This window comes from Nonomuraea sp. NPDC052116, assembly GCF_040680035.1.
Classification (GTDB): domain Bacteria; phylum Actinomycetota; class Actinomycetes; order Streptosporangiales; family Streptosporangiaceae; genus Nonomuraea; species Nonomuraea angiospora_A.
On sequence record NZ_JBFAWA010000038.1, the window covers coordinates 115,762 to 137,477 of the forward strand.

The following is a 21,716-nucleotide window of genomic DNA, read 5'->3' on the forward strand; positions in this document are numbered from 1 at the left end:
GTGCCTCGGGTTGAGTGGAGGTTACGCATGATCCAGGCGGCTAATGGACCTGCAGAAGCAGATTCCTCTCTCCGATGACAGCCGATCCGGGGGACAAGTATCAAGGCAGGCGGAAAACTCTGCACAACCCCTGATCGCGGGCTCGACGCCGCGTCACGGTTACGACGTCAGTAGAGCGAAGGCAGCGTTCGTGCGACCGCATCATTGAAGCGGTCGAGCAGTGGTTCGAGGTGCTTGCTGTGCTGTTCTGCCTCATCCATGCTCTTGGCCCAGATCGAGTCCCCGGCTGCTTTTTGGAGCTCCTTGGCCAGCGAGCGGATCTCTTCGTTGAAGACTCGCGCCCGGGATGACTTCAGCAGCACCAAAGCCGTGGACCATCCGACAGCCGTAGGTGTCTCCCATTGCCGGGCCGGCCACTGCCCCGTCTCTTTCGCAATGGCGATGACCCTGTCGAGTTCCTCGTACGCCGATTTGATCAGATCAGCTACCGCGGTCTGAAGCGTGAGGATGCTGTCCCTCTGGAACGTGTCGCGTGCTGATCGGCGTTCGCGCTCGTGCTGTCGTTCGCTTTGCGCTGCCTCGCGCTTGCCCTTCTGATGTTCTGCATAGATTGTCACGATTGCCGTGATGACGGAGCCCACCAGGACTCCAATTAAGCCGGAAAGGGCCTCGCTCATGTTGGCTCTCTTCTGCCGGGCGTGATAAACAGCGACTTCAGCAGGCTGACACTAGCCCTTCCAAGGCCGGCCACCTGTGCAAGGGCCGTTGCCGTCCTTCAAAACCACCACCTCGGGCAGAGCGCGTGAGGATGAAAAGGGTTCAATGGTAGGCGGACCATAACAGCTGCCTGGCCATCGTCAATGCTTCGCGTCAAGCGCGACGAGCATGAATTTCCTCAACCGCTTAGACTGGCGATCGCTTCACGAATGACGCGCTGGCTATTGGTGAGGTCATGGGCAGCCAGGCAGAGTCTCTCGAATTCCTTCCTGTAAAGGTATACGTCTGCCTCTTTGTCGAGGTAGAGGGCCTGGTTGAGGTGTTCGATGAACACAACGTCGGGCAACGAGGCGTCCGCGAATCTGAGGATTGAGAATGGGCCGCCTTCTCTACGAGGAGCGGCAGACGGGAGGATCCGTACGGTCACATTCGGGATACTGCTGACTTCGATGAGATGTTCCAGTTGGGCGCACATGATTTCTTGATCGCCCACCTGGCGTAGCAGGACGGCTTCGTCGATCAGGAACCATAGGAGCGGGGCCGGCGGTTGCCGAAGGAGTTGTTGACGCCGCGCTGTGAAGTCGACCCGGCGCTCTCGTGCGCTCGGCGGGATGTCCACCTGACCGATTATCCCAAGCGCGTTGGCGTACTCCCGAGTCTGCAGCAGGTCCGGGACATGTATGGCTTCGAAATTGCGAATAGCCGAGGCCCCCTCCTCTAGACCTAGGTAGGGCTGGAACCAGCCAGGGATGACATCGGAATAGCGTTGCCACCAGTCGGGCGCGTTCGACAGTCGCGCCATGGTGAGCAAAGCTTCGCGCTCGGCTTGGTCGGTCACCCCGTACAGGATGAGCAGATCCGCAACGTCGCGCTGCTTGAAGCTGATGCGTCCCGATTCCAGTCGGCTGATCTTCGATTGGCTGCCGCGGATCGCATATCCGGCCTCGTCGGCGGTAATGCCCCTGGCCTCGCGAAGTCGACGCAATTGGGAGCCGACCAGGATGCGCAGCACCGCAGGGCTGCCGAGAGGGGGACCTCCCTTATCCATGGTCACGCCGGGTTCCTGGCCCGCCGGTTCGCCCATGAATGCTCCCGTCATCAGCTCGCAAGCGGAGTACCAGCATCTTACGGGGTGCTCTACACGGCGCCGGATGCATATGCATAACGCACTTGCATCTGCACGCGCGCGCATCCATGATGATGCGTATGCTACTCGGCCCCAAAGGGCCTGCCCCATCGATGCACTACCTGCATGGAAGTCGAGGTCGTCATGGGCGCGCAAGAGAACAGTTCGGAGTCCCAATCTGACGCCGCCGAGTCTCGGCCGTTACTGAGCTCGCGCGCGCTGCTCATCATCGTCACCGCGGTCTTGATCGGTGTGACAGTCGCAGTGCAGCCGACGCTCGCCGTTCCCGTTGGAATCAGCGTGGCCGTGGTGACGCTGCTGGTGAAGATCCTCGGGAACTGATGGAGCGGGGGTGTGTCGACGAGCAGGCAAGCCGCTTGCCGCTGGATTCGGTCGGGCGGAGGCGCCCGCCCAAACGGCCCGGGGAGCTGGAGAATACGGCTCAGGTTGGCAGGCTCCCGCCTCCCGAATCGGTCCCCTTGGTGCTACGGCGTGCTCATTCGGATCACGAGGTTCTCGGTTCTCCTGCGCGGTGCTGTACAGGCCTGGTATGGCACTGGGTATGGCATATGCGGACCTCGCCGATGCTGGATGGGCCCTGGTCGAGCCTTGGCTGCCGTTAAGTGAGTGGGGCCATCCCTGATCCGCGACTGCAGTCAACGCAGTGATGTGGCGCTTTGGAACGGCGGTTCCTGGCGGGAGGTGCCGGTCCAGTACGGCTCGTGGTTCACCGTCTACGACCGGTTCCGGTTGTGGGCGACCGCGGGCGTCCGTGGACAGGCTAATGGAAGCCATGATCGGTGTGGCCGCCGCAGGGGGAGGCAGGCTGCGGCCTGGTCAGCATGGACTCGGCGACGGCCCGTGCCCACCACCACGCCGCAGGAATGGCTGTCGATCCTTAGCTGCTGCAGGAGCTGGAGAAGGCGGCCGTTGGGAAGGCTATGCAGAAGGAGCAAACTCCCCAGCGTAGAAGCCAGGCCAAGGCGGGGGCCAGGCACGGTGCGACGCCTGCAATTATGGCGATGGCCAAGGGGGTGGCTGAGCGTGGCAGGGTCGGGCCGCTCACGGGGTGGGTTGATCAGCAAGGTCCATCTGTCTGCCGACCGCCGCAACCCCATGATCGTTTGGGTTGCTGGGAGGCTCAAAGCGACCCGAACTGGCGGGCTGACCTGATAAAACATCGCCAAGATTATCCCGTATGTATCCCGTGATCACGGACCTACGGCTGCATACGGGCACCCTCGGCGGCTTGCCAAGGGCCTGACAAGCAAAAGACCTGCGACTGGGAAGCCGCAGGTCGGAGGTCGAAATGCCTGGTGGAGAAGAGTGCCCCCGGGAGGATTCGAACCTGCGGCACCCGCTTTAGGAGAGCGGTGGCTGTGCTGTTGATGTGCGTGCTCTGACCTGCCTAAATGCTTCGTGCCGCTTGCTCCATCTGCAAGATCATCCCGCGCATGTCCCTGCACCCAATGAGGGTGGCTACCACGTCACTACCTAACCTTCGCTTCGCTCCACTGATCAAAAGGTTAGAGGCTCGAGTCCTCTCGGTCGCGCTCCAGGTCATAGGCCCTCTGGGATGACCCAGGTGGGCCTATGAGGTGTCTGCACAGCCGTTGTATACAGCTACGGCAGCGCGCTCAGAACAGTCCTGCCTCCGCGTCGTTGAGCTGAGCTTGTTCCGCTTTACGCGCTGACCTGCTGAGAAGCGGTGGTTGACTCGTCCTGCCCGCTTGATCCTTCCGCACACTTCCCGTGCCGGCTGCCGTAGCCACCCACACAGCGTGCGGTCACGCCGCCTGAGGGGTTAGGTATGTTCGCCCCGTCAGGTCGCTGATCTCTGCGTTCGCGCCTGGCTGTAATCGAACGTGCCGATCGTCTCGCGGGCAGCTCCTGGTGAGCAGACCGAAGATCACGACCTGTCAGCGTGTGCAACTATTTCACCCGCCCGAAGAGTGCTCCAGGCCCGTTGATAATCCTACCAAGCACGCCCATCCTGTAACATTTAATGAGATAGTGCAACTAAATAAGATTTGCTTGCTATCTGGATTACATTTTCATCAATCATCTATTCGATGGCTAGCGAGCGGGCGACAGGGCGATTAGCTTCGGCTCATGGCGATGCTCGACGAAAACCCCCTTCCTGCGATTCGACCGGAATGGCTTCGACCGTTTTTCTCGATCATTGTTCTCCGGAACACGGCTAGGGATAAGCAGCGGGCAATATCGCAGCTCATAGATTTTCTCAAGGCTCCAGTTCAACGTTCAGGGAGGGAGCAGCCGGTTATTGTCGCCGACGGCATAGCGGCAGCGGACGACTCTATGCCCTACCGCGTGGACGGTTTCATTTACCGACAGGATTCCCGGCCGAGTTGGGCGAATGACCAAATCGGATTCGTTGACACTAGGTATTCACTTGCTCTTGCGCTCACGTACAAGGAATTTGTAGCAGTCTACTGCGATAACTATCTCAAGGGTCGGCTGCAGCGGTGGCTTACCCGCCCACCGATCCCGCCCTTCGTCCGAGTCCCGCCGGAGGTATTTCAAGGGGCGCTGCTTCAGGGAGAGGCCCGAGGGCTGTGGCTGCAAGGGACGCACACTCGGCGGACTACCCGTCCCGACACCAAGAACCTCAGCGGCCAACGCCTCCAGGACGCCCTGAACCCGTTGGAGGACAGCTCGTTCGCCTTCTCCTCCGCTCGAGCCAGCCTGCCACCCGAGGATTCTCGCCAGGCGCTCAATGGCAGCATCGGAACAACGCCGAGTAACGCTCTCATCTGGGCAAGGGGCACTAGTGACTTCGATGAGTTCGTTAAGATGGCTCTAGAAGCCCTTCGGCTTCTTGAGGAGACGATCAACGCTGGCGCCGAGCTCGATCGCCCTTTTCCCATCTTGGCCGTTCAGTCCTATGACCTGTCGGGCGTTTACGGCGCGTTCGATCTCGCCACCATATCTCCCGACGAACTGTCATCGGCGCTCGGTGCCCATGACGAACTAATCAATGCGGCACAGCTGCTGGAGCGAGCTCTCCTCGAGGTGCGCGGGCAGCGCGATTCGGCGGACTTCGTTGTAGACGTAGGCCTCGAAGGCGCCCATTGTGGAACGCTCCAAGGAGTTGTACAGCTGGAATCTGGCGTTGTTAAAGTACGGTTTGGGTTTCACAACGAGCCCACGAGTCTGCCTGAGGTCCGGCGAGTCCTAGATGCGCTGCAGTACAGCGACCAACTCGTCAGGATCTATTACGAATCGGGCCATATGATCGACGGAAGAAGCATCTTCCAACGGCAAGTGCAACCGCATGCCTTCCATCATTGGCAGTGGGCCGACTTCACTGGCTACGAGATCACCCGCGAGAAGCCGATCGGCTCGTCACCGGCGGAGATCCACAGCAGGGTGGGACTGGCCGGCGACCTCTCACTCTTCGGCTGGGTGGTCAAGACCTACTCATCTGGCTTGCTGACCTGTGATGACGGACCCGGCGAGATCGCAGACTTCCTGCACATCGACAGCGAAGGCATCTTGAGCCTGATCCATGTTAAGGCTGCTAAGACCAGCGCCCCGTCACGCCGCATTGCAGTGGGGCCATACGAGATCGTGACGAGTCAGGCGGTTAAGAATCTGATCAACCTCGATCCGTCCCGACTGCGGGACAGGCTCGAGTCGTCGCCGGCGCCACGCCCTGCTACGTGGGTGGATGGCGTCCGCGTGGATGGCAGAGGGGACCTGCTCGACGCCCTCAGCCACCGGAGCCCAAGGGCTGAGGCCCGAGTGGTCATTGTCCAACCTCACCTGAGCAAGGTGCTGTACCAGCGAGCCGGAAGTCTGAGCCTGATGGAAGAGAGCTTCCGGCTCAGCCTTCTCGAAACCCTCTTGAATGGCGTGCGGGGATCCGTGACCAGTCAGGGAGCCGAGCTCGTCGTCATTGCCAGCGAGCGTTAGTTGCGCTGGTCGTGGGCAGCTTGTACGAACGTGGTTAGCCCGCCCTGGAGGATTCGAATGTGAGGCACCTGACATCGCGCTTCGGTCCGACCCCACAGCCTCCCTGTGGCGGTAGGCTGCGCCGAGATCCGGAGTTCTTTGCTGCGCCTCTGAGGCAACCTTGGCGGCCTCCTCAATCTTCCCGTTGGCCTGGGCTCCGGGCCCGATCACCGGATTACAAGGAACGGTAAGAGCCTCGTAGACGATGGGCATAGTTGGTCAGGCGGCGGATCCGGCGCTCGGGTATCGCTCATGCTCGTGGGTTGAACGGCGGTATGCCTGCGCGTGTGATGCCGGTCATGGTCTAATGGGGGAATGCCACAGGATGACTTCCTTAGATACGAAGCTTCAGGCATTGCGGCCCTACTTCGTACTAGATCGCTTAGCGTTCCCTTCTATCAGCGATCCTATTCCTGGCGCACAAACGAGTCGATCAACCCTGGCGCTGATGCTAGCGACAAGCTACAGGTTGTTGACTATTGGAATGACCTGATCTCAAGTTTTCAAAACAAGGTCAGCTACTTCCTTGGGACAGTCGTGCTTGCGCGTGGTGCCGGTGATGGTCGGCAACTCGTTATCGATGGCCAACAACGACTCGCTACTACCTCGCTACTCCTAGCAGCCATACGTGACCAATTCAAGGCTGGGGGTGCCGAAAATTTTGGTAATTCGACCCAGCAAGACTACCTGGGGAAGTTCGATCGAAGGGCGGGCGCTGATCGCCCAAAGCTGATCCTAAATACCGATGATCGCGACTTCTATGAGCGCCGGATCATTTTGTGTGAGGTGATTGATCCGATCAACCTCAGTCAAAAACTTCTGAATGAAGCATACGATTATCTTCTGGGATGCATCGAAGATTTCAAGTCTAGCCATGGAAGTGATTGGCGGGGGAAACTCAACGAGCTGGTTGATTGGCTCGATGCGGGCGCTCAAATTGTCGCCATTGACGTGGCGACAGAGGCTGATGCTTTCTTAATCTTCGAAACGTTAAATGATCGCGGCGCCGACCTCACGGTCGCCGACCTGCTGAAAAACTATCTTTTTAGTCAGTCGGAGAATAGGCTCGACGAAGTTCGCGATAACTGGGTAAGCACTCTAACCAACCTGGATATCGACAAGGTCGGTAATCAGCGATTCACGAGTTTCGCACGGCATCTGTTGAGCTCCCGCTATGGGCGCACACGCGAACGAGATGTCTACAGCCGACTCAAAAGCATAGTGTCAGGTCCTGCCGCAGCTGTCTCGTTCGCGCAGGAGCTGAAAGATTCGTCAAGGGTATACGATGCTATACTGACCGCGGACAGTGATTATTGGAGCGAGTTTCCAGTCAGCGTCGCTAACGCAGCGGAAGTACTAGTCGAGCTAAACTTGGAGCAGTATCGTCCGCTAATGCTTGCTGCGCTAATGGCTTTCCCTAAATCCGAGGTCTGTCGCTTCGTGCCGACTATGGTATCTTGGGTCATTCGCGGGCTCGCTGTAGGTGCTCTGGGGGCTGGATCGGCTGAAGCTGCATTCTGTGAAGCGGCCAAAGACATACGCACACATAGCGTTATGAGTACCGAACAGATCCTTTCAAACACCAGGGTTGGTACTCTTATTCCTACTGATGGAGCTTTCAAGTCTGCTTTCGCGACGTGGAAGATAACCCGAGGCGCGGTTGCGCGCTATATCCTGCGAGCACTTGAGCTTCAGCAACGCGGTGATTCTGAACCCGAGCTCGTCGTAAATAGTGATGCCGATCAAGTTAATCTTGAGCACGTCTTGCCTAAATCGGCAAAGAGTGCAGATTGGCCTTCATTTTCAGCGGACGATCAGCGAGCTTACGTTCACCGTATCGGCAATATGTGCCTTCTCCAAAAGGGGCCGAATGGCCGGATTGGCAACAAACCTTGGGCCACGAAGAAGCCGATCATCGCTGCGTCTTCACTCCTCCTGACGTCTGAAATAGGAACGTACACAGACTGGACGAAGGCTGCGATCGAAGATCGGCAGGTTAGGCTCGCCGAGCTGGCCGTCGAGACATGGCCACGCGCTCCAAGGACCTAACTACTGCGAGGTACCCCGGTAGGCCCGGTGAGTGAAGAAGTACAGGTTAATTGCGGTGCGCATGAGGCCCGCCTCGCCGGGCACGTAGGCATGGCCGTCTCAAGGGGTATCTTTCTGCTTCCTTGGTCGCTTTCTACGCAGGCTCGGCCGTGAGTGACACGAGCGCGGGCGTCCCGCCTGCCCCAGACCGGCTCCCGGTCGACGGGCTGCTACGCCGCTGGCTGGAGCATGTGAAACTTCCCGTTCTACCCGCGCTCGTGCTGGAGGAGATCAACCACCGCTGCTGGAAGACCAGCTCTACGGCAAAGTCGACGACATCGAGGCCGAGTACGGCCCGCCGGTTCTGCTCGCCGCGCACGGCCACACTCTGCCGTGATTGCATCTTTACCTCGCAGAGGGCGGGCTTGTTGCGGCCCTTGTACGGGACGCGCACGTGCTCGCCGGCGCCGACATAGCCCTTGTCGGCCAAGACGATCAGGTCGGTGGCGTTCAGGCGGCGCAGGCTGCCCCAGATCCGGGCGGCTTTGAGGTCGTGTACCGAGCCGGGTAGTGAGCCGGAGGTCCACAGGGGTGTGCCATTGGGAGCAGCACCTGGATGTTCTTGCCGTGTTTCTTGTGCTTGCCGGAGTAGTAGGGGCGGTTGGCGGCAACTCGGTCGATGGGGATGAGCGTGCCGTCCAGCACGAGGTAGGGGCAGCCGGCGCGGTGGGCCGCACGTAAACCGCGTCCAAGCGGGGTGCGCGAGTAGCGAGCAGGGCGATGGCCTTGCGGATGTAGCGCCAGGCGGTGGCCACTCCAACGCCGAAGCCGGCCGCAACTTCGCCGAGCGTTTCGTCCTTGCGCAGGTGGACGAGCACGAGGAGTGCCTGCTGACCTGGGTTGAGACGCCGCCATGGTGAACGGAGCCTCTTACGGTGACGGCGGATCAGGTTGGACAGGTAGGACAGCGTCCGAGATGACAATGACAACGCAGCACGATGCTTCTATGGCTTGTCAAGCGAGGAGGGACGCTTCAGCTGCGAGCGCCTGAGGGCGGAGGAGGATCTTGTAGAGCTGGCGGGCGACGTATCGCTTTAGACAGCGGATGACCTCTCTCTTGGACAGCCCGTCGGTGGTTCTGCGCTCGACGTAGGTGCGGGTGGATGGATCGCAGGACATGCGGGACAGCACGATGACGTACAGGGCCCGGTTGGCCTGCCGGTCGCCGCCATGGTTGAGCCGGTGACGTCGTGTTTTGCCGCTGGATGCGGGCACGGGCGATACTCCGCATAGGGCCGCGAACGATCCCTCGGAGCGCAGCCGATCGGGGTTGTCGCCACACGTGACCAGCAGTTGGGCGGCGGTCTCCACCCCCACGCCCAGGGTGGCGAGCAGTTTGGGCCGGGACTGCTCGATCAGCGCCTTCAACTGGTCGTAGGCCACGTCGATCTCGGCGCTGAGGGCGCGGTAGCGAGCAGCGAGATGCCGCAACGCCGCCTTGACACCCTGAGCTGGGTCGGCCAGATCAGCAGAGGGCCTCAACCGGAAGCAGGCGTCGACGAGCCGGGCCTTCTTCATACCGGCCAACTGCTCGCGAAGCTCGGCCGGGGCAGTGACGAGCAGCGCCTGCAGCTCGTTGAGGCAGGCGGTGCGAGCCTTCACCGCACCGGCGCGGACCAGATGCAGCACGCGGATCGACTCGGCCACCCCGTTTCCGCTCTTCGGGACGGCGCGAGCCCGGTCGGCCAGCACAGCTTCTGCCGCGGCGTAGGAGTCCAGCGGATCGGACTTGCCCTTGGCCCTGCGCTGTTGCCGGTCAGGGCGATTGACCTCGATCACTTTGACCTTCGCGCTGCTCAAGTGGCGAGCCAGAGCGGCACCGTAGGAGCCGGTACCTTCAACCCCCACCGCGTGCAGCCGGCCGAAGGACCCCATCCACTCCAGCAGGTCCGCGTATCCCGCTCTGGTCGCCGGGAACTCGCGATCGGCGATCCGGCGCCCGTTCATCAACACAACCGCGGCGTGATGAGTGTCGGCGTGCGTGTCGACCCCGCCCACGATCCGTCGCGCCTTGGGCTTCTTGAACTCCGTCATGTGCACCCTCATCGGCTCGGGGAATATCCGAAGGCGGTGCGCGTCGGGGTAGCCGAGCAGGCAGACCAGTGACGGGACCAGTTCCCTCGCCGAGGCTTCTATCAAGCCACACACGGCCAGCCCGACACGCACCTTCGGGAGTGCTCCCCAGAAGAGGCGACAGATCGTGCCGATGGCACCAAGAGGACCCGGGCCAGGTAGAACAAGGGTCAACCTCAGGGGAGAACACTTCCTGCTCCTGCAACATCATCCGAAGCAGCAGTCGTTCCCGATAGCACTAGTCTCACTGGTAGAACAGCAACTTGAAGCCCGTGGTGGACAGGTTGATCTTGGTCGGCAACCCTTCTACCAGGGGTTTCTGTACTTGTCGATCAGCCTGCCGCCGTCAGCAAGTTCCTGGCCTGCCGTTTAAGGATGGAAAACCCTCACTGCGTCATCTGGTGGCGAGCCGCTCGTGGAACTAGCTGATCCGCGGCCTGCAATCTGGCCACCTGCGATCAACACGCAATCATCAGGCTCAGCAGCGGCATCGCCTGAAGATGTCTCACATCACTTCTCACTGATTCCGGTACTCCGACAGAACAGCTAGACCTACAAGAGCAGGATGACCTACACGCACCGTCAAGCTCGTTCCTCCTGGAGGCTGGAGAGCCTCCTCAGGGACCGCGTCGGTAGGTCGACGGCAGGGAACGAAGTAAACTGGTGCAGCTGCAGCCGGACACGCCGCACCCCCATGACATCGTATTGATCTTGATGCTGCATAATTTGCGATAAAAGCATCTGTGTCTCTCCATGTCGCCGTAGCCCTTGCATGGATGCCACCCGTGGCAAACTAGGGTCGAGAGGCCGTCCTTGACCTCTGGGGCATGTTGATTCTCTCGCGCGTGGTGACCCATCAAGGAGGTGCTGTGCGGATTAGCGTTCCGTTTTATACGAATAAAGAGTTTAAGGTGGAAGGGGGCGACTTTTCCAATCTGGAGATTCGCCAGAGTGGCCGGGAGTCACTCCACTACTTCTATGACGTAGCGCGGGGCCGACTAATAACCGACTTCATCCTTCATGACGGCCCTAAGATTGCTCTCCTGTGTAACGTTACTCTGATCTATAAGAACGGATCTTATACGCCCCGCCTCAAGTTCTGGAAGAAGGACAAGACGAAGCCAGCCAATGAGCAACCGTATCTTGTCGAAATGCCGGACATGCCAGAGACACGGATGGTGAAGGCCCTAGTTGATACTAGCGATGGCCATGAGAACTATTGGAGATTGATAGAATTTATTCAACAGTTCCGCGAGATAAGCCTGCCTGCTAGCCAGGTCCATATTGTCGCAAATGAAAGTGCACAGATCGCTAGTATGCTTGAAGGTAGCGATAAAGCCGAGGTTATCGAGGCATTGAGATCTGTGTTGGGCGGTAAGCTAACTCAGGCAGATCTGGACACTATCGCAAATCGAAAAGGCCAGCTCGAAATATTCGATAGATACCTCACTGATGGCAACTATTTCGAACAGCGACGCAATGAACTAAGGACGGCAAAGACAATCGCCCGCCCTGAAGATGTGTGGCAGGACTTTTTTGAGAAAAATCCCTGGATATTTGGCTACGGACTCAGTCTAATCGCCTGCAGGTCATTCGACGACAAGAAGCTGCAACAGATCACGGCTGGCACAAGCATATTCAGTGGTGCGGGAAAGCGCAGCGATAGCCTGCTGCGAACGCGTGGACTAGTTAGCAGTCTCCTCTTTTGTGAGATTAAGCGGCACGATAGTCCGCTACTTAAGGAACAACAATACCGAGAGCCAGACGTCTACGTTCCGTCCAACGAAGTTGTTGGCGCCGTCTCGCAAGTGCAGGTGACGGCTGAAAAAGCAGTACGCGAGATAGGAAGGATTATTCATCAGCACTATGAGCCTAACGGCATGCCAACAAATATAGAGGTCTCAGCAATTAAGCCGAGACAGGTGGTTGTAGTTGGGAATACAGGCGAGCTTAAGTCGATGGATAGAATCAACCCTGAAAAGGCTTCTTCATTCGAAATCTATCGCAGATCTATAACCAATGTGGAAATTGTCACCTTCGACGAGCTCTATGAGCGCGCGCTCTTTATCGTCAAAGACGCGAAATGATCTCGGCGGATTTACGCCTGCCGGCGACACCGGTTTCCGTAGACTTCTGCGCTGGACCGCAGAAAATCGTGGCCTTTGCTGGCGGTCGACTCAGTCTGCGCGGCGAGGTCTGCAGTCGGGCGGTCCCCCCACTCCGTGGGCGTGTAAGTTGGGCAAATGCCCTGCGCACAGAATGAAGTGTATAAGGTGACCCTGCGTACTTCCTCTCACAACGAAGCGTTGGGCTGCCACAGCTGAGCGTCGGAAGCAGCGCGTTAGGTCCGCCAGACGGAGCACTCGCGCTGCTCGGATGGCCAAGACGGTGTTGGGGCATATGCGGACATCAGTGGCGCGCAGATTTGTCCAGGTGCGGAGAATTGCTGTAGTGCTGCTGTCGCCTCAGCCAGAGCCATCCGGTGGCAAGGCCCGACGGAGAAGGGGCTTGACGGCAATCGCCCCAGCCCGTACGACGGTGAGCGATGTCCGGATCGTCACGACCTGAGCCCGCCGCGACGGGGTTGTCGAATTCACGTGTCGCGTCTTTCCTATATGCACGGGTTCAACACACCAGCCTGCTAAACGCGGACAGTTTAGGCGAAAGGGCTTAAGTTAATGGTGAGGGTCTACAACCATTCAGCGTAAATTCCATCTCACCCATAGGCCGCTGCCCTGGCTTCCCTGCAGGGAGCCAGGGTGCATCCGGCCGGGAGATCGAAATATATGTGCAGATCTGGAAGAAAAGTTCGACCGAATACGCAGCTGCAGGCAGATGTAGTGGCCAGACCAGCCGAGGCTAGAGAGCGTTGAAGGCGAGAGTTACGCTACGTAAGCGCCTCTTGCCAGCAAGAGACTGCAGTTAATGGTGGGGCTACACCGGAGGGGTGAGGTATCCCGACGGTGGCGGACTCACCGCGCAAGCACGCGTCCACCCTGAACAGGTGAGGATGCAGGCGGCGGACCGCTTCGCCCAGGGCGCGAGCGACGCCGAGGTCGCGGTTGAGTTCCGGATCAGCCGGATGTCGGCCAACCGGTGGCGCCGGGCATTGGAGGCCTGTGGCCGGCAGGCGTTCATCTCGAAAGGGCCGAGCAGTGAGGTGTGCAAGCTGACCGATGCGCAGCTGGAGGAGCTGCAGGAGGCATTGAAATAGGGGCCTGCAGCGCATGGCTGGGATGAGGATCAGCGCTGGACGCTGGCCCGGATCGCTGAGCTGATCCGCCAACGGTTCGGCGTCTGCTACCCCGTGTCGGGGGTGTGCTATCTGTTGCAACAGCTGGGTTGGAGCTGACGGGCGCCCAGCAGAAGGGCCGTCGAGCGCGATGAGGAGGCTATCGCCGCCTGGCGGGATGAGGTCTGGCCGGAGGGAAAGCACAGCTGCACACCTGGCTGAGCTGGGAAGACGAAGCCGGTCAAGGCCTGAGACCTCCCCGCGGCCGCAGCTGGAGACGGCGCGGGGTCACCCCGATTGTGACGGTGTCGGGCGGTGGGTCGGGCACGGTGACGATCGCCGGTCTGGTCGCGACCAAGCCGGGCCGGCTGCCGCGGCTGATCTACCGGATCCGGCTGCGGCGGGGCCGCAAGGGTGAGCGCAAGTCGTTCTCCGAAGCGGACTACGCGGCCCTGCTCGAGGCCGCCCACCAGCAGCTGGGCGGTCCGCTGATGGTGATCTGGGACAACTTGAACACGCACGTCAGCGCCGCGATGCAGGAGCTGATCGGGCGGCGTTCCTGGCTGACCGTCATCCAACTGCCGGCCTATGCGCCGAGCTGAACCCAGTCGAGGGCGTCTGGGCGCACTTGAAGCGATCGTTGGTGAATCTGGCGAAGAAGACCCTCGCCGAGCTCGCCCGCCTGATCAAGACCCGGCTGAAGAGGATGCAGTACCGACCTCAGCTGATCAGCGGCTTCATCGCCAAAACCAACCTCCAACCTCGCCCCCGACCCGAAGCCGCCATAACCTCAGCCTTTACTCTCTAAGTCGGGTTTATAAGATCGAGCCAGCGCCCCTTCGAGGCCTTGATCTTAGTCTCGGTTACGAAAAGATAATGCCATTTACCGTAGACGCCGACGTCGTTCACCTCTGCTGCCCACATTTCCGCCGCCTCGCGCTTGGCTACGACATCGGGGTCGTTAGCATCGTCATCCGCCTTTCCTTCGATGAGCCAGTAGTCACCGCGAGCGTCGAGCGCGATAAAGTCAGCGTAGTACTTACCAGCCGCATACTCGATCCAGATAGGACCATTTGTATAGATGCGCAGCCACCACTTAACCTGTGACGATGCTTCGAGAGTTGCGGCTAGCCTCCACTCTGTAGATTTCGCATCGAAGGAAGCCACGGGCTCGATGCTGTGCAGCCACTCGCCGTACCAAGTGCCCTTTACGAACTCTTCCCATCGGGAGACAACTGGGGATGGCATGATACGAGTTGGTGGAAGGACTGGAACATCCACCACGTTGAATTCCCAGCTAGGGCTAGAGGCTCGCAGGTCGTAAGCTTTAGTGATGGCAGCTCCCAGGGCCTTCACTGCAAGCGCGGATCGCTTGACGCTCCACGTGGCTTCGCTGTCGTCCCTGACTCCTGCTCCTTCGAGGAACCAGCTAATGACGTCCTGCGCTGCTTCATACTCAGCGATCGTCGACTCGACCATGCCTAGACCAAGGACACGGGACTCCAGTTGAGATTTCACCTGGCTTACCGGAACAGTCTTAAGGTAAGCCTTTTCTTCTTCTAGGAACCGCGTACCCAATACGACTTCCCCGTCGATACCCCGCTGCGCGTCAAGCGCCACTCGGGTCATGTAGACGGACTCGTCCGTGAGGTACTTGCTACCCAGGTCTCTAGCCTGCTGTTCTGTCACGAGACGAAGGCTGAATTTTTGGGGAACCACACTCCGCTCCCTGCGTGGGAATCGAATACGTGGCGCGCCTGGTACCGGGGTAACGTACTTGACTGCCGCCGCCGCACCAAGCTCATGCTCCGAGATGACATCGTCGTATTCTTGTACCTTGAGCAGCAAGGAGGGGTCAGATGGCAGACCGTCTCCCCCATCCCCACCAAACACAAATGTGAGCCCTGGCTGGACGGAAATAGGAGTTTCCGGCTGAGGTGATTCGGATCCAGCGCCCTCTGCGCCAGCGGCAGAAGTGACAGGAAGTTCCCTAGCTGCTTCGGCGCGTTCCTCTAGGACCTGCTGAAGCAAAGCCTTCTTGTTGGCGAGGAGTTCGCGATAGGAGTCGTGAGCAACGATGTCGACGGTGTCGACGGCTTCGATACCAGTACGCCGGCCGAACGGAAGCCGCAAACCTCGTCCCAGAACCTGCTCGGTCAACGTTTGGGAAGCAAGGGCACGGAGGCCGATGATGACGCCGATATTTCGGACGTCCCATCCCTCCTTTAGCTTGTTTACGCTGACAACCGCGCGTACCGGTGAGTCTAGTTCTTCCACAGCTTTGAGCGCTCTAAGTGCCTTGTCGCTAGAGCCGCCTGTGATAAGGAGGACTTGCCCTTCGCCCGGTAGAAATTCCGCCGAAAGGTTATCGGCGACACGTTCAGCGTCGGCAACTGTCTGGCAGACAACGAATAGCACGGGCACGATTGGGCGTACGCCAGCGGTGTGCGCGTAAGACCGCCATGCCGTCTCCTTGACATCCCGCAGGTGACAGGCGTCAGCCAACTGGGAACGTTCATCCTTGATACCGTCGCCGCGGTAGACGATGACGGGAATCTTCACAAGTTGGTCGGCGATCGCCTCAGCCAGGGAGTAACGGAAGATCGTCTTACCAGCTTTAGTGTCCTGCTTGTTGGGCGTAGCAGTAAGGCCGATGACTGCTCGGGCTCTCAGATCACGAATTGCGGTACCGTATTTATCGGCGTCGCCCGAATACACGTGATGCTCGTCGGCGATTACGACAACGTCGTCGAGTTTTTGGAGGTGCGCGTAGAGGCTATTCCCGATGTTTTCGTTTACGCCGTGGACACGACGACGCAGGTCGTCGTTCGGCTTCAGCAGTGTCTGAATCTTGAAGATGAATAGCTTCAGGAGGTTAGGATCGGCCATCGCTTCAGCCGACTGTTTAAAGTTTTCGACCGTGATAACTTTGGGTTCCCAGTCCGTGCCAGGAATATACTTTTCGGTGCCAGGCGTGAAATTTGCGATGGATTTTTCGTAGATAGCATCCAATGGGACAATGAGAACCACATTTCGGATGCCGTTTTCGGCGAGATACTCCAGCAGGCCGGCCGCCAGGTAGGTCTTCCCAACACCGGTTGCAAGGTCGCAAACCCACTCAGAGCCATCGCCGAGGGCGATCTTCTTTGCCACCTCATGCAGCGCACGACGGTTAGGATTGCGCAAGTTAAGCCGAGCGGCGATCGCTTCGACCAACTCCGGGTTGTACTCAATCCAGTTCATCGGGTCACCTTTGCTCGTTTCACGATATCGTCTGGAACCTTCAAGACGCGTGAGCCGGAACGAAGCCCTGCGAGAGCCGAGGTGGCTCTCGGGTGTACGGCGGTCCCGCCGATAGTTGCTGTTTCGTCCGCGCTTAGTAGGGAAACGGCGTAGTGTACCACCTCTTCATCGACTATACCTGGAATAACGACGAGAATATCTCTGCCCTTTGCTCCTGTAACGCCCCGTCTAGCAGGCGTCAGGGTGTAACCGAGCTGGGCTGCTACATACCTGCCGAGGTCTTCGGGAGTGGTATCGGCTAGAAATACCAAGCCGCATTCGACCACTAGTCGTGACGGAGAAACGGTGAGAGTGCGGAACCCGCCGCCGCCGCACCACAGCCGCTCGCGTACGGGTTTTGTTTTCATTTGTTTGACAAGCTCTTCTACAGCTTCACGATCTACCGCAACGGATCCCGCTTCGAGCAATTTCTGTACAACCTTGCGAGCCTCATCGAGTGCCGCTGGTGTGACGTCGTGGGGAAGCTCGAAGGATGAAGCGCGAGCCTTGGAGACTGAGACGCCGCCTTGGTCAGAGCCGTTGACGACGTTCGTGAGACGCGGGAGTACGAAGTCTCGGACAGTCGACTCGACGCTTTCGATGGTCACCCACCGGCGGCCGAGCTTGTGAGCTACTGCTGCAGTGGTGCCGGAGCCGGCGAAGCAGTCAAGCACGATGTCACCAGGCTGCGTCGACACTTCGATGATCTTTTTCAATAGACGCTCTGGCTTGGGGGTCGCAAAAGCGTTCATGCCAGGGAAGAGGGCCTTGATCTCAGCCTTAGCTTCGCGATTGTGCCCAACTTCAGTGTTGAACCATATGGTTCGCGTGTTCGAACCCGTGTCAGGCTGTGGTCGTTTCCGACCAAGAGTCCCCTTGGGGCGAAGGATGTACTCCGGCCAAGGGCCGGCGGATTTGCGCTCTTCTGCAGTCTGCCGAGCCTCTTCAAGCGGTACCGCCAAGACGAGTGCTGGAATACCTTTACGAACTTCCTCTACAGAAACGCCGCAGATTTCCGCACGCTTGTCATCGTCGTCTAGAACTCGCAGCTCATACGGTGCGTATTGAGACATAGCCGCAAAAACTGTCTCTTGCTTCGTGGCCCAGCATCGCCCCTTGGCGGGGTACATAAGATCACCAGTGATCGGAGACTGGATTGCATAGACCCAGGTCTGGTTTCTGTAGGCGGAGGGCGCCGTTGGGTCGCCGTCGAACCACGGTTGCGGGTCGCCATCAGGTGACTTGTAGATCGTGTTCAGTGCCTCGTCGCGTTCGCTGCGGTTCAACCGAGCGTTCGGAGTCTTGCCGTAAACCAGGAGCGTGTCGTGATCAGTCGAAAAATTTGGTAGATCGCTTCGAGGACTGTCTGCCTTCTGCCAAATCACGGTGCCCAGATAGGAGCTGATGCCCAGTTCATCGTCAAGGACTTGTCGGGCGCGGTGAACTTCCTCATCATCGAGATGCACCCAGATAATCCCATCATCAGCCATAAGCCGGGCTATCTGGCGAATGCGGTCACGAAACATGGTGAGCCATACGGAGTGTTCGAAATTATCGTCGTACTGCTCAAAGGCTTGGCCGGTATTAAAGGGCGGATCGATGTAGACGAGCTTGATCTTGCCCTTGTACTTGGCGGCATATTCAGGAATCCGGTTCAACGCCTGGAGAGCATCGTAGGAGTCTCCGGTGATGAGTAGATTATCTTCCGGTGTCCGGGTCACCTTGCCGACAGTCGTGCCCTCGTCGAGGAGGCGGACTTCGGTGGCTCGCGGGTCGTCGTGCTGAACCCACTCGTAGCCACCCTTGCCGTCGGGCAAGAGCGTCTGATCCTGGTTCATCCAGGTCAGAGCTAGCCTGTTGGTAGCCATCCGCACTTCCTCTGCAGCCAATCACTCAACCGACTCGTCACGGGTAAACAGCATCACCATAGTGGCTGACAGTGACAGAGTTCGACCGATGTTCATCACTTAATGAGGCGTCGGGCTGCTGTGCTTCTCGCCGATCTCCACTCACAGGGCATCGGGCTGCAGGGGCCATGCCTAGAAGACTGAGATGCGGGGCGGCGGCTCTCGCGGGCATCTCGTCATATCATGGGAGCTTCTGCAGTGTGCGTACTGCATGGTGGGGCATCAGGGCGGGGCGGTGTGGTCGCGACCGGCCGGAGTGCCGCAGCGCGGCCACACCGTCCAACGCGCGGCAGCCCCCCGCAGGCGGGCTGCCCTTGAAGTCGTAGGGAAAAGTCTCACCCAGCAGATCGGACACAGATGTCGGGTCTCATGACCTGCGTGACACATCGTGCTCAGGACGTGCGTAACACTTCGCCGAGTGCTGGTGGAGTTGAGCGTGGTCGAGCAGCGGTATCAAGCCGTGCTGCAGGTGTTATCCGGGGCGAGTGTCACTGAGGTCGCCCGCCGGTTCGGAGTCTCACGTCAGGCGGTGCATCGATGGCTGGGCCGATACCGCGATCAGGGCCTGGCCGGGCTGTCAGACCGTTCATCCCGCCCGCGCACCTCACCGACCCGGACACCGGCCGAGGTGGAGGCGCTGATCTGCGAGCTGCGGCGTAACCACCCTCGTTGGGGTGCTCGCCGGCTGGTGTGGGAACTGACCCGCCGAGGATGCCCCGGGCCGGTGCCATCCCGGGCAACGGTGCACCGGGTGCTGGCGCGGCACGGCCTGGTGCAGGTCACCCCCAGAGGCCGGCGGCGAGAGGACTACAAGCGCTGGCAGCGCTCCGAGTCGATGCAGCTGTGGCAGATGGACATCGTCGGCGGGATCATGCTGGCCGACGGCACCGAGTGCAAGGTCGTCACCGGGGTCGATGACCACTCCCGCTACTGCGTCGCCGCCACCGTGGTGGCCCGCCCCACCGGCCGAGCCGTCTGCCTGGCCCTCGCCACTGCGCTGAGCCGATACGGAATCCCGGATGAACTGCTCACGGACAACGGTAAGCAGTTCACCGCCCGGTTCGGCCGCGGCGGGGAGGTGCTGTTCGATCGGATCTGCCGCGAGAACGGCATCACGCACCGGCTGACCCGCCCGCACTCACCCACCACGACAGGCAAGGTGGAGCGTTTCCACCAGACGCTGCGCCGGGAACTGCTGGACGACCACGGGCCGTTCGCCAGCATCGAGCATGCCCAGCAGGTCCTGGACGACTTCGTCGACGACTACAACACCAACCGGCCCCACCAGGCGCTGGACATGGACCGCCCCGCCGACCGGTTCCAGCCACGTCATGATGACCAGTTGCCGCTGCGGCTGCCATCGGCACTGCACACCCTCCCCGATCCGCAACCCAGACCTGAGCCTGATCCAGTGGTGGTGGCGCCAGTGAAGGCCGAGACGGCGGAGCTGGCGAAGTCGCCTGACATCATCGACCCGGTCGACCTGACCGTCGAGTTCACCCGGGTCGTCCCCGCCTCGGGCAACCTGGCCGTCTGCGGACAGCAGTTCTGGCTCGGCACCCACCGAGCAGGAGTCACGATCACGCTGCGGGCGGACACCGGCACCGTCGAACTGCTGGCCGCCGGGATCAGGATCAAGAAAGTCCCGTCCCGGCTCACCCCTCGACACCTACGGCAACTGATCGCAGAGGGTGGCACCCGCATCCCGCCCGTAGCCAAGCCGGCCCGCCCCGGCGCCGGCGAGGTGGTCGAGGTCGACCGGACCATCAACGCCAGCGGCCTGGTCGCCTTAGGCGGTCGGCAGTACTCGGTCGGCTACCAGTTCGCCGGACGCCGGCTGACCGTCCGCATTGACGACACCTTGCTGCACCTGGCCGATGGACACACGCTGCTCCGCACCCTGCCCAACCCGCTCACCAGCGACGAGATAGCCCGCCTCCGAGACGCCCGCCCCGCCGGACCCGAACCCCGCCCAGCCGCTGAGCCGGTCCGCGTGCAGCGGCGGGTCAGCAGCCGCGGCCAACTCTCCATCGCCGGCCAGCGCATCCGCGTCGGCATCGGCCACGCCGGAATGACCGTGACCATCGAAGACACCGACGGGACCTTCCGCATCACCCACGCCGGCCAGCTCATCGCCGAGGTCGCCCGCACCACCACCAAACCCATCGCCCGGTTCAAAGTCCGCAAGCCTCAGCACCAACGGAAGACCACATCGAGCGGGTAGAACTGCGTTCATGGATCCGGAGAAGCTGCAACAGGCCCTGGACGAGATCTTCGACCAAGCCCTGCTCCACCACGGCTTCATGGACTACATGCGCGACTACCAACTCGTGATCCACGCCACCGCCGACCCCAGAACCGGGACCGCGCCGACGACGCTGCGCTACCTGTTCCGCCACTGCGTGCAGGCCCACTGCGCCACAACCGTGCCCGCCGGCACCTGGCGCGACTCCCTCGATGACCGGCTCATCACCTACGAAACCGGCGTCGACCTCGACGGATACGTCTGGGGCGTCAACTGGCAGACGCTCTACCCCGGAGCCACGCTCATCGCCGACTCACCAACCGCCCGGCACTGGGCCACAGCCATCGGCATCGACTTCCATGAAGTCCGGATCCAAACCAACGCCCACGACCTCACCCTGGTCTTCTCCGACCTGCGGATCCAAGCACTCCCATCTGAATCACAGGGCCCAGACCACAAATTCCCGATTCAATAGGCACCAACAGAACGACAGATCATCTAGCCGAAGTGTCACCCGCCTCCCGAGCCGGATCTGTCACACGGGTCCCGAGACCTGACACAGATCGGACACAGATCGGACACAGGTGTCCTACTTCGGTTGATGCTTGACACCCGAGCTTCGGTTGATGCTTTACACCCCTTCGGCTGACCTGCGTTCCTGGGTGATCGGTGACGATCACGTGGGAGGCCGGGTTGGCGCTGGTGGAGTTGAGCGTCATGGAGCAGCGGTATCGCGCTGTGCTGGAAGTAGAGGCGGGCTGTCCGGTGGTCGAGGTCGCCGAGCGGCATGGGGTGTCCCGGCAGTCGGTGCACGCGTGGGTGCGCCGATATCGGGACGGTGGGCTGGCGGGGTTGGCTGATCGGTCGCATCGGCCAGCGGAGTGTCCGCATCAGACGGCGGCTGCGGTGGAGGCGCTGGTGTGTGAGCTGCGCCGATCTCATCCGCGGTGGGGTCCGCAGCGGCTGGCTTACGAGCTCACAGCGCGGAGCTTCAAGATGGCCTCGGCTCCGGCCGGTCCTCACCTGGCTCCGGTGATCTCCAGGCGGTCGCCGTCCAGATAGCGGGCGGTC

The 21,716-nt window shown here is 60.3% G+C and carries 13 protein-coding genes and 3 pseudogenes; 10 read left to right on the forward strand and 6 right to left on the reverse strand.

The genetic code is table 11. The features are described from left to right. Nucleotides 1-167: 167 nt before the first annotated feature. Both AB0L65_RS49665 and AB0L65_RS49670 read right to left on the reverse strand, forming a co-directional pair. The gene (locus AB0L65_RS49665) at nt 168-677 is read right to left on the reverse strand and encodes a hypothetical protein (protein ID WP_364261665.1); all 510 of its coding nucleotides are present in this window, start codon (nt 675-677) and stop codon (nt 168-170) included. 218 nt (nt 678-895) lie between these two features. Beyond that, nucleotides 896-1,801, reverse strand: a complete 906-nt coding sequence (locus tag AB0L65_RS49670; protein WP_364261668.1) for a helix-turn-helix transcriptional regulator — start codon at nt 1,799-1,801, stop codon at nt 896-898. A 168-nt stretch (nt 1,802-1,969) separates the two neighbouring features. On the opposite strand from AB0L65_RS49670, the gene AB0L65_RS49675 reads away from it, so the two are divergent. The 3 genes from AB0L65_RS49675 to AB0L65_RS49685 all read left to right on the forward strand — a co-directional run bounded on the left by AB0L65_RS49675 (nt 1,970) and on the right by AB0L65_RS49685 (nt 7,867). Beyond that, nucleotides 1,970-2,185, forward strand: a complete 216-nt coding sequence (locus AB0L65_RS49675) for a hypothetical protein (protein WP_364261671.1) — start codon at nt 1,970-1,972, stop codon at nt 2,183-2,185. Nucleotides 2,186-3,955: 1,770 nt separating this feature from the next. After that, nucleotides 3,956-5,779: a hypothetical protein gene (locus AB0L65_RS49680; RefSeq protein WP_364261674.1), complete on the forward strand. Its 1,824-nt coding sequence runs from the start codon at nt 3,956-3,958 to the stop codon at nt 5,777-5,779. Nucleotides 5,780-6,133: 354 nt separating this feature from the next. After that, a complete protein-coding gene (locus tag AB0L65_RS49685; protein ID WP_364261677.1) occupies nt 6,134-7,867 on the forward strand; it encodes a DUF262 domain-containing protein in 1,734 nt (577 codons plus the stop codon). A gap of 245 nt (nt 7,868-8,112) precedes the next feature. On the opposite strand, the pseudogene AB0L65_RS49690 reads toward AB0L65_RS49685, so the two are convergent. Together AB0L65_RS49690 and AB0L65_RS49695 are read right to left on the reverse strand one after the other, a co-directional pair. Further along, a pseudogene (locus tag AB0L65_RS49690) lies at nt 8,113-8,835 on the reverse strand (transposase family protein). A gap of 25 nt (nt 8,836-8,860) precedes the next feature. Continuing rightward, a complete protein-coding gene (locus AB0L65_RS49695) occupies nt 8,861-9,940 on the reverse strand; it encodes an IS110 family transposase (RefSeq protein ID WP_364261680.1) in 1,080 nt (359 codons plus the stop codon). An 866-nt stretch (nt 9,941-10,806) separates the two neighbouring features. Here AB0L65_RS49695 and AB0L65_RS49700 point away from each other — a divergent pair. The 4 genes and pseudogenes from AB0L65_RS49700 to AB0L65_RS49715 all read left to right on the forward strand — a co-directional run bounded on the left by AB0L65_RS49700 (nt 10,807) and on the right by AB0L65_RS49715 (nt 13,813). Next, nucleotides 10,807-12,066 (forward strand): Shedu immune nuclease family protein, encoded by a 1,260-nt coding sequence (locus AB0L65_RS49700; protein WP_364261683.1) that lies wholly within the window; start codon nt 10,807-10,809, stop codon nt 12,064-12,066. 917 nt (nt 12,067-12,983) lie between these two features. Continuing rightward, nucleotides 12,984-13,193, forward strand: coding sequence for a helix-turn-helix domain-containing protein (locus tag AB0L65_RS49705; RefSeq protein ID WP_364261686.1), 210 nt, complete (start codon nt 12,984-12,986; stop codon nt 13,191-13,193). A 36-nt stretch (nt 13,194-13,229) separates the two neighbouring features. Then, nucleotides 13,230-13,331, forward strand: a pseudogene (locus tag AB0L65_RS49710) (winged helix-turn-helix domain-containing protein); the annotation flags it as partial. A 98-nt stretch (nt 13,332-13,429) separates the two neighbouring features. Beyond that, complete coding sequence (locus AB0L65_RS49715) at nt 13,430-13,813, forward strand: transposase (protein ID WP_364261703.1); 384 nt, start codon at nt 13,430-13,432, stop codon at nt 13,811-13,813. A 202-nt stretch (nt 13,814-14,015) separates the two neighbouring features. On the opposite strand, the gene AB0L65_RS49720 is transcribed toward AB0L65_RS49715, so the two are convergent. Next, nucleotides 14,016-16,454: a DEAD/DEAH box helicase family protein gene (locus AB0L65_RS49720; RefSeq protein ID WP_364261689.1), complete on the reverse strand. Its 2,439-nt coding sequence runs from the start codon at nt 16,452-16,454 to the stop codon at nt 14,016-14,018. Further along, nucleotides 16,451-18,361: a site-specific DNA-methyltransferase gene (locus AB0L65_RS49725; protein ID WP_364261692.1), complete on the reverse strand. Its 1,911-nt coding sequence runs from the start codon at nt 18,359-18,361 to the stop codon at nt 16,451-16,453. Before AB0L65_RS49725 ends, AB0L65_RS49720 begins: the two co-directional genes overlap by 4 nt. Before the next feature lie 475 nt (nt 18,362-18,836). Here AB0L65_RS49725 and AB0L65_RS49730 point away from each other — a divergent pair, with 475 nt between their 5' ends. The 3 genes and pseudogenes from AB0L65_RS49730 to AB0L65_RS49740 all read left to right on the forward strand — a co-directional run. Beyond that, on the forward strand, nt 18,837-20,624 hold the full coding sequence (locus AB0L65_RS49730) for an IS481 family transposase (protein WP_364261706.1): 1,788 nt from the start codon (nt 18,837-18,839) through the stop codon (nt 20,622-20,624). A 10-nt stretch (nt 20,625-20,634) separates the two neighbouring features. Then, nucleotides 20,635-21,120: a hypothetical protein gene (locus AB0L65_RS49735; protein ID WP_364261694.1), complete on the forward strand. Its 486-nt coding sequence runs from the start codon at nt 20,635-20,637 to the stop codon at nt 21,118-21,120. A gap of 224 nt (nt 21,121-21,344) precedes the next feature. Continuing rightward, a pseudogene (locus AB0L65_RS49740) lies at nt 21,345-21,623 on the forward strand (helix-turn-helix domain-containing protein); the annotation flags it as partial. Nucleotides 21,624-21,716 lie beyond the last annotated feature (93 nt).